Source organism: Pseudomonas sp. PB106, from assembly GCF_009764645.1.
Classification (GTDB): domain Bacteria; phylum Pseudomonadota; class Gammaproteobacteria; order Pseudomonadales; family Pseudomonadaceae; genus Aquipseudomonas.
In genome coordinates this window covers 1-7,696 of record NZ_RWIM01000107.1, presented here as the reverse complement: position 1 = coordinate 7,696, position 7,696 = coordinate 1, and the positions used below count along the sequence as shown (strand labels likewise).

Genomic DNA, 7,696 nt, shown 5'->3' with positions numbered 1-7,696 from the left:
GCGATCTTTTGATGTTTTTTTAGAAAATCAAAAGATCGCAGCCTGCGGCAGCTCCTACAATGGGCGCCTGAAGAGAAGGAATTCCATGCTCAATACTCTCGCGGTGGCCAATTACCGTTCGATCAATAAATTGGTGATCCCGCTGGGCCGTCTGAACCTGATCACCGGCCCCAACGGCAGCGGCAAGTCCAATCTGTACCGAGCGTTGCGCCTGCTGGCGGAAACCGCGCAGGGCGGCGTAGTCAATGCGCTGGCCCGTGAGGGAGGGCTGGATTCAACGTTCTGGGCCGGGCCGGAAACCATCAGCCGGCGCATGCGCAACGGTGAGGTCGCGATCGAGCCGACGGTGCGTCAGGGCGTGAAGCGGTTGCGTCTGGGCTTTGCCGGGGAGGATTTCAGTTATTCGATCGCTTTGGGGTTGCCGGAGCCGAGCCGCTCGTTTTTCTCCCTCGACCCGGAAATCAAGCGCGAATGCATCTGGGCCGGGCCCGTGTATCGCCCGGCCAGCCTGCTGGTGGATCGCAACGGCCCGATGATTCGTGCGCGCGAAGGGCGCGGCTGGGATGTGCTGGCGCAGCACACACCCAACTTCGACAGCCTGTTCGACCAGGTCGGCAGCCTGCGCAACTCGCCGGAAGTGTTCCAGATGCGCGAGTTCATCCGGCGCTGGCGCTTCTACGATCACTTTCGCAGCGATGCCGATGCGCCGGTGCGCCAACCACAACTGGGCACGCGCACACCGGTGCTGCACCACGACGGTCGAGATCTGGCGGCGGCGTTGCAGACCATCATTGAAATCGGCGATCCAGAGGCTTTGCAGGGCGCCATCAGCGACGCGTTCCCCGGCGCACGCCTGCGGATCGAGCCGCTGGCCGGCGGACGCTTTGCCATCGAGTTTTATCAGGAAGGGTTGCTGCGGCCATTGTCGGCGGCGGAGTTGTCGGACGGCACGTTGCGCTATCTGCTGCTGGTGGCGGCGTTGCTGACGCCGAGGCCGCCGTCGCTGATGGTGCTGAACGAACCGGAAACCAGCCTGCACCCGGATCTGTTGCCGGCGCTGGCCCGGTTGATCATTCGTGCGTCGGAGCAGTGTCAGGTGTGGGTGGTGTCCCATGCGCGGCGGTTGATTTCGGCGTTGCAGGAAGCTCCCGAGTGCAATTGCATCGTGCTGGAGAAAACCTTGGGTCAGACCGGGATGGTTGGACAGCGAGTGCTGGATGAGCCGGCGTGGCACTGGCCGGATTGAGCATTCAAGCCAAAGCCCCTCACCCTAACCCTCTCCCCAGAGGGAGAGGGGACTGACCGAGGTGTTCTTTCGAACTACGCCGACGTGAAATTCCTGAGCTGAACTCAAGTTTTGAAAGGCACGAAGATCGGCTCCCTCTCCCTCGGGAGAGGGCTGGGGTGAGGGGCAGGCCTCACCACCGACCTAACAGACAATCACCCCTGCCACTTGCCCCCTTCAACAATCACACTCTCAGGCTTGGTGTCATCGCTCAGCTCTTTACGCACATATTGGTCGTACAGCTTGAGCAGGTATTTCTCCTCACCCAGCTTGGTCAGCTCGGTATTCACCCAGTCACGCAGCTCGATATTGCCCTTCTTCACCGCCGGCGCAATCGGCGCTTCGGCACCCAGTTTGTCCTCCAGCACGCGATAGCCCGGGTTCTGCTTGGCCCAGCTGAACAGCACCAGATTGTCCTGCGCATAGGCATCGCCACGGCCATTGGCCAGGGCTTGCAAGGATTCTGAGTTCTTCTCGAACTTGAGCAGTTTCCAGTCCGGGTGATTCTTGGTCAGCCAGATATCCGCCGTGGTGCCGGTAGTCACGATGGTGGTGCGGGTCGCCAGGTCTTCGAGATTCTTCACCGAGCTGCTCTGTGGCACCAGCGCCTGCACCGCGACCTTGAGGTTCGGGTTGGTGAATTCCACCGCTTCCTTGCGCTCAGGCGTCACGGTCATGTTGGCGAGGATCAGGTCGACCTTGTCGCTTTGCAGAAACGGAATGCGGCTCGCCGGCTCGACGGCAACGAACTCGACCTTGTTTTCATCGCCGAGCAGATCCTTGGCGAAACGGCGGCCGATGTCGGTATCGAAGCCGACGTAGCGGCCGGCTTCATCGACAAAACCGAATGGAGGTTTATCAGTGAAAACCCCGACGATCAGCTTGTCGCGAGCCTTGATCTTGTCCAGATAACCGGCCGGCGCGGCGCTCTCGCTGGCGACTTTCGGCTTCGGTGGTTCTTCGGTTTTGCTGCAACCGGCAAGCAACGCGAGGCTCAGTAGAGGCAGAAAAAAAGCGGCAGTTTTCATAACAGTTCCAGTTCCTTTGTCGGATTCGTTTTTGGCAGTGTTGCAACGAAGGAGAACTTCTCCAGAAACTGCTGCGCGCGTGCGGTTTGCGGGTTCGTAAAGAAAATCTCGGGCGGGTTCTGTTCAAGGATGCGCCCGGCATCCATGAACACAATGCGATCGGCCACCGCGCGGGCGAAGGCCATTTCGTGGGTGACGATCAACAGGGTCATGCCTTCGCGGGCCAGGCCCTGAATGACTTGCAAAACCTCCTTGACCATTTCCGGGTCGAGGGCGGCGGTGACTTCGTCGAAGAGCATCACGCGCGGGTTCATGCACAGCGAACGGACGATGGCGATGCGTTGCTGCTGACCACCGGAGAGCTGACGCGGGAAGACGTCGCGCTTGTCCAGAAGTCCCACGCGTTCAAGCAGCGCTTCGGCTTGCTGCTGCGCTTCGCGGCGCTGACGTTTTTGCACCTTGAGCGGCCCAAGCAACAGGTTGTCGAGCACGCTCATGTGCGGAAACAGGTGATAACTCTGAAAGACCATGCCGATCTGCTGGCGGATGTCCCGCCAGTCGGTGGCCTTGTCCAGCAGTTCGCGGCCGACAAATTTCAGGCTGCCGCTGTGGGCGACTTCAAGGCCATTGAGGCAACGCAACAAGGTGCTTTTGCCGCAACCGCTGGGGCCGAGGATGACGATCACTTCACCGCTCTGCACCTGCAGGTCGATGCCGTCGAGCACCTGCTGTTCGCCATAGAATTTGTTGAAACCGTGAAACTCGATCAATGCGCTCATGCTTGCGTCCAGCGCCGCTCCAGCACGCGCGAGGCGGCCGAGAGCGGGTAGCAGATGAAAAAGAAAAACAGGAACAGCGCGCCGTAGATCAGCACCGATTCGTAAGTGCGCTCGATGATCTGCTGGCCGACCTTGATCACATCCACCACACCGATCAGCACCGCCAGGGAACTGGTCTTGATGATCCGCGTGTAGACATTGATGGTCGGTGGCGTCATGCGTTTCAGCGCTTGTGGCAGCAGCACGTAGCCATAGAGTTGCGCCGCGTTCAGGCCAATCGACAGCCCCGCTTCACGCTGCCCGCGTGGCAACGAATGCAGCGCACCGCGCGCCACTTCGCCAACTTCGCTGGCGCCCCACAGCGACAGCACCAGCACTGCGCACCAGAAACTCGGAATGCTCAGGCTGAAGAAAATCGGCAAGCCGAAAAACAACAGGTACAGCCAGACCAGCACCGGGATCGCCCGGAACAGCTCCAGATACACCCGCAAAATCGCGTTGAGCCACGTCACGTTGAGCGTGCGCAACACACCGTAGAGCACGCCGCCGACGGTGCTGATGGCGATGCTCAGAAACGAGATCGACAAGGTTTGTCCGGCGCCCTTGGCCAATTGCGGCAACGACACCCAGAGCAATTCAAGACCCGAACTGGCCATGCTGGAGCCTCCTTTCCAGACGGCTGAGCAGCAGCGACAGCGGCAAGAACAGCAGCACGCAAATCAGCGTCAGCACGGCGAGCATTTCGTAGGTTTTGTAATAGAGCGCGATGTAGCTTTTGGTGGTGTAGAGAATTTCCGGCACCGCCACCGCCGAGACCACGGTGGTTTCCTTGAGCAGGAAAATAAAATTGGCGAACAGCGAAGGCAGGCTGAGAATCCCCGCTTGCGGCAGGATCACGTAGCGCAACAACTGGCCGTGGGACAGGCCGATTGAGCGCCCGGATTCCAGTTGCGCCTGTGGCACGGCATCGACGCCGGCGCGCAGCACTTCAGTCAGATAGGCACCGCCGAGGAAGGTCATGGTGATGATCGCGGCAGTGAAGCCGGAGACCTGGATCCCCACGGCCGGCAAGGCGAAGTAGACGAAGAACAATTGGATCAGCAGCGGCGTGTTGCGTGCCAGTTCCACATACAGACCCACCAGCTTTTGCAGGTAAGGCGTGCGAAACACCAGAATCGTCGCGTTGAGCAGCGCCACCGCCAGCGAGGTGCCGATGGCGATAAATCCGACCTGCAGCGTCACGCCCACGGCTTTGAGAAACGCCGGCAGGGTGCTGAGGATAAATGCGTAATCGAAGGTCATGAAGCGTCCTGAACGCCGCTCGGTAAGCGACGGTGATGCAGTCCATGGACAGCGGATGGCTGTCCGGCAAGCATCGACTTTATAGGTATAAAAACCAGAATTTAAATACCGTTAAAGCATATTGATATCACCCAAAAAACTATCTTGTGGGTTTGCCGGGAAGGAATAAGAAGGCTATTTTCCTTTGCGCTGTAGGAAGGATCTTTTTTTCACGAAAGCCCTCCAAGGACGAACAGCTTTTGGCCAGACTCCCCGGCCAAACCATTACAAGGAAGACAACATGGACGTAAAAGTACCGCAGCGACTGGACCCGCAGGACATTGTTAAATTGCTCGTGGCGTTGCGCCGGGCGTTGAAGGCTCAGGTGGCCTGAAGCCTGTACCGATCGTTCCCACGCTCCGCGTGGGCACGCAGCCCGGGACGCTCCGCGTCCCTGCCAAAAGCGGACGCGGAGCGTCCATTGAGGCGTTCCCACGCAGAGCGTGGGAACGATCAAGTCCACAAACCCAGTGCACACAAAAACGCCGATGCCCATCACTGGCCATCGGCGTTTTCACACCTTGAAGGGGTTCACGCAAGCGTCAGATCAGAACGCCGGCAGTACCGCGCCGTTGTACTTCTTCTCGATGAACGCTTTGACTTCCGGGCTGGTCAGGGCTTTGGCCAGTTTCTGGATCGCGTCGCTGTTCTTGTTGTCCTCACGGGCCACCAGGAAGTTCACGTACGGCGAGTCAGCGCCTTCGATCACCAGGGCGTCCTTGGTCGGGTTCAACTTGGCTTCCAGCGCGTAGTTGGTGTTGATCATGTCCAGATCAACTTCCTTGAGAACGCGCGGCAGCAGGGCCGATTCCAGTTCCTTGAACTTGAAGTTGTGCGGGTTCTTGGCGATGTCTTTCGGCGTTGCCAGAGCGTTTTTCGGGTCTTTCAACTCGATCAGGCCAGCCTTCTGCAGCAGGATCAAAGCGCGGCCGCTGTTGCTGCCTTCGTTCGGGATGGCGATGGTCGCGCCGTCCGGCAGTTCAGCCAGGGTTTTGTACTTGCTCGAATAGCCACCGAACGGTTCAACGTGCACGCCTTGCACGGTCACCAGGTACTTGGATTTGTCGTCCTTGTATTTGCCCTGGTTGAAGCTGTTCAGGTATGGCAGGGTCTGGAAGTAGTTGGCGTCCAGACGCTTTTCGCCCACCTGTACGTTCGGCTGAACGTAGTCGGTGAAGACTTTGATTTCCAGATCCACGCCTTCTTTGGCCAGGGTCGGTTTGATCAGTTCAAGGATTTCAGCGTGCGGGACCGGGGTCGCAGCAACCACCAGTTTCTCGCCGGCATTGGCCAGGGAAGCAGTCAGAGCAGCCGCCAATGCGGTAAACAACAGAACCTTTTTCATGCAGTGTCCTTATCGAAAATCACGGTCGTCATCGACGACGGCATTTAATACGTGTGCCAGTGAAGTGATATCGCTGGCGTGGGTCGGACAATACCGGGATTTTTTATTCCCGGACAATAACGTTTATTCAGCTTCATATTCCATTTTGTTCATGTTGACCAAATGGGTTACAACGCCTCACTCAACTGAATCAGCAATTCTTTCAAAGCCTTACGCTCGACCACGCTGCCGCCGATGTTGATTTGCGCCACCAGCCGTTCGATCTGCAGGTGCGGCCCAGACACCTCGGGAAGATTCAGGTGCTCCGGCAGAATCTCGTCGCCGGTACTCACCAACAGGGCAAAGTGAATGACGTTTTCCAGCTCGCGGGTGTTGCCCGGCCAGCTGTGCTGTTCGAGCAGGTGCTGCGCCGCTTCGCTGATCAGCGGCACAGGCAGGTCCAAACGCTGGCTGTAGATGCCAAGGAAATATTCGGCCAGCGACAAGATATCGCCAATCCGCGCGCGCAATGCCGGCAACTCGAGATGACCTTCGCTGAGGTAGTGATAGAGCCGCTCGTGGAATTTTCCAGCGTCTACCGCTTGCGCCAGATCGATGCTGGTCGCCGCCACCAGACGCACATCCACCGGGCTCGGCTGATGCGCACCGACGCGAGTGACCTCGTGATTTTCCAAAGCAGCGAGCAATTTGATCTGGATCGGCAACGGCAAATCGCCGATTTCATCCAGGTACAAGGTGCCGCCGTTGGCCGAACCGAACCAACCGGCGCGACTGCTGGCCGAACCGCTGTAGCTGCCGGCGGCATAGCCGAACAGTTCGGCATCGGCGTAAGTCGGGCTGATCGCACCGCAATTGACCGAAACGAACAGGCCGCTGCGATCACTGGCGCGATGGATATGCCGAGCAAGCAATTCCTTGCCCGTGCCGGTCTCGCCACGGATCAACACTGAGGTCGAGCGCGGCGCCAATTGCTCGAGTTCTTCGCGCAACTGCCGCGAGCGCGGATCGACGAACACCAGCGCCTTGGCGCGAATGCTCAGGGGGCTTTTTTCCGCATCGGGAAAGGTCAGCAATGGCTGACCGAACGTTTCAAAACTCATGGCAGACTCCCGCCCAAAACCGCCGGGAGACGGGGGCGATCAAAGAAAAAAATCAGGCGCGCCGGCGTGCGTGGTGTTCCATGCGGTTCTGCAGGCGATAGAGATACGCAAAACCCTGCTCCCAACGCTGATGCCCGGACTTCACATTGATGTGTCCGGCACCGGCGAGAATCCCCGCCTCGGCGCCCCAGTTGCCCGCCAGCTCCAGAGCGCGTGGCGCACTGACGGCGGCGTCGTTGTCGGAGCTGACCACCTGGCTCGGGAACGGCAACAAGTCAGTCGGGATCGGCGCAAAATTGCGCAGCGCCGGCGCACAGGCCGGGCGCTCGACATCCGCCGGCGCGACCAGCAAGGCGCCGCGCACCTGACGCAAATATTGCAGCGGCGCAGTGGCTGCCCAATGGGCAACGGTGATGCAGCCGAGACTGTGGGCGATCAGGATCACCGGCGTACTGTCGGCGCTGATCGCTTCGGCCAGGGCCGCGACCCAGTCTTCGCGACGCGGCGTCAGCCAATCGGCCTGCTCGACCCGCGCGCTGTTCGGCAGGCTGTTCTGCCAGTGGGTTTGCCAATGATCTTCTGGCGATCCTTGCCAGCCCGGCACAATCAGGTAGCGGATTGATTCGTTGCGCATGGGGGAGCTCTCCTGCGTCGTGTCTGTTCTGGAACGAGTATAGGGAGGGGATTTATATTCGTTAAGGAATAAGAAGCTATTTATTAAGACCCGAATTGCATATACAAAACCCTATGCAGGAGCTGCCGAAGGCTGCGATCTTTTGATCTTGTTTTTAAAAATCAAAATCAAAAGATCGCAGCCT

8 protein-coding genes are annotated in these 7,696 nt (G+C 59.0%); 1 reads left to right on the top strand and 7 read right to left on the bottom strand.

Features of this window, described 5'->3' with window-relative positions; all coding sequences use genetic code 11:
• Window positions 1-85 precede the first annotated feature (85 nt).
• Window positions 86-1,246: an AAA family ATPase gene (locus tag EJA71_RS13995; protein WP_158957732.1), complete on the top strand. Its 1,161-nt coding sequence runs from the start codon at window positions 86-88 to the stop codon at window positions 1,244-1,246.
• Between the two features lie 194 nt (window positions 1,247-1,440).
• On the opposite strand, the gene EJA71_RS13990 is transcribed toward EJA71_RS13995, so the two are convergent.
• From EJA71_RS13990 to EJA71_RS13960, 7 genes are all read right to left on the bottom strand, one after another.
• The gene (locus EJA71_RS13990) at window positions 1,441-2,313 is read right to left on the bottom strand and encodes a transporter substrate-binding domain-containing protein (protein WP_158957730.1); all 873 of its coding nucleotides are present in this window, start codon (window positions 2,311-2,313) and stop codon (window positions 1,441-1,443) included.
• Window positions 2,310-3,092 carry an amino acid ABC transporter ATP-binding protein gene (locus EJA71_RS13985; RefSeq protein WP_158957728.1) on the bottom strand — a complete coding sequence of 261 codons (783 nt, stop codon included), beginning with the start codon at window positions 3,090-3,092 and terminating at the stop codon, window positions 2,310-2,312. Before EJA71_RS13985 ends, EJA71_RS13990 begins: the two co-directional genes overlap by 4 nt.
• Complete coding sequence (locus EJA71_RS13980; RefSeq protein WP_158957726.1) at window positions 3,089-3,748, bottom strand: amino acid ABC transporter permease; 660 nt, start codon at window positions 3,746-3,748, stop codon at window positions 3,089-3,091. The genes EJA71_RS13985 and EJA71_RS13980 overlap by 4 nt, the downstream gene beginning before the upstream one ends.
• Window positions 3,729-4,394: an amino acid ABC transporter permease gene (locus EJA71_RS13975; RefSeq protein ID WP_158957724.1), complete on the bottom strand. Its 666-nt coding sequence runs from the start codon at window positions 4,392-4,394 to the stop codon at window positions 3,729-3,731. The genes EJA71_RS13980 and EJA71_RS13975 overlap by 20 nt, the downstream gene beginning before the upstream one ends.
• Window positions 4,395-4,980: 586 nt before the next feature.
• Window positions 4,981-5,778: a MetQ/NlpA family ABC transporter substrate-binding protein gene (locus tag EJA71_RS13970; protein WP_016985636.1), complete on the bottom strand. Its 798-nt coding sequence runs from the start codon at window positions 5,776-5,778 to the stop codon at window positions 4,981-4,983.
• A gap of 167 nt (window positions 5,779-5,945) precedes the next feature.
• Window positions 5,946-6,878: a sigma 54-interacting transcriptional regulator gene (locus tag EJA71_RS13965; RefSeq protein ID WP_158957722.1), complete on the bottom strand. Its 933-nt coding sequence runs from the start codon at window positions 6,876-6,878 to the stop codon at window positions 5,946-5,948.
• Window positions 6,879-6,930: 52 nt separating this feature from the next.
• The gene (locus tag EJA71_RS13960; RefSeq protein ID WP_158957720.1) at window positions 6,931-7,512 is read right to left on the bottom strand and encodes an alpha/beta hydrolase; all 582 of its coding nucleotides are present in this window, start codon (window positions 7,510-7,512) and stop codon (window positions 6,931-6,933) included.
• Window positions 7,513-7,696: the final 184 nt, after the last annotated feature.

Coding starts and splice junctions, on each gene's coding strand:
- EJA71_RS13965 (WP_158957722.1), bottom strand. CDS start 6,878: ATGAGTTTTGAAACGTTCGGTCAGCCATTGCTGACCTTTCCCGATGCG.
- EJA71_RS13970 (WP_016985636.1), bottom strand. CDS start 5,778: ATGAAAAAGGTTCTGTTGTTTACCGCATTGGCGGCTGCTCTGACTGCT.
- EJA71_RS13960 (WP_158957720.1), bottom strand. CDS start 7,512: ATGCGCAACGAATCAATCCGCTACCTGATTGTGCCGGGCTGGCAAGGA.
- EJA71_RS13985 (WP_158957728.1), bottom strand. CDS start 3,092: ATGAGCGCATTGATCGAGTTTCACGGTTTCAACAAATTCTATGGCGAA.
- EJA71_RS13975 (WP_158957724.1), bottom strand. CDS start 4,394: ATGACCTTCGATTACGCATTTATCCTCAGCACCCTGCCGGCGTTTCTC.
- EJA71_RS13995 (WP_158957732.1), top strand. CDS start 86: ATGCTCAATACTCTCGCGGTGGCCAATTACCGTTCGATCAATAAATTG.
- EJA71_RS13980 (WP_158957726.1), bottom strand. CDS start 3,748: ATGGCCAGTTCGGGTCTTGAATTGCTCTGGGTGTCGTTGCCGCAATTG.
- EJA71_RS13990 (WP_158957730.1), bottom strand. CDS start 2,313: ATGAAAACTGCCGCTTTTTTTCTGCCTCTACTGAGCCTCGCGTTGCTT.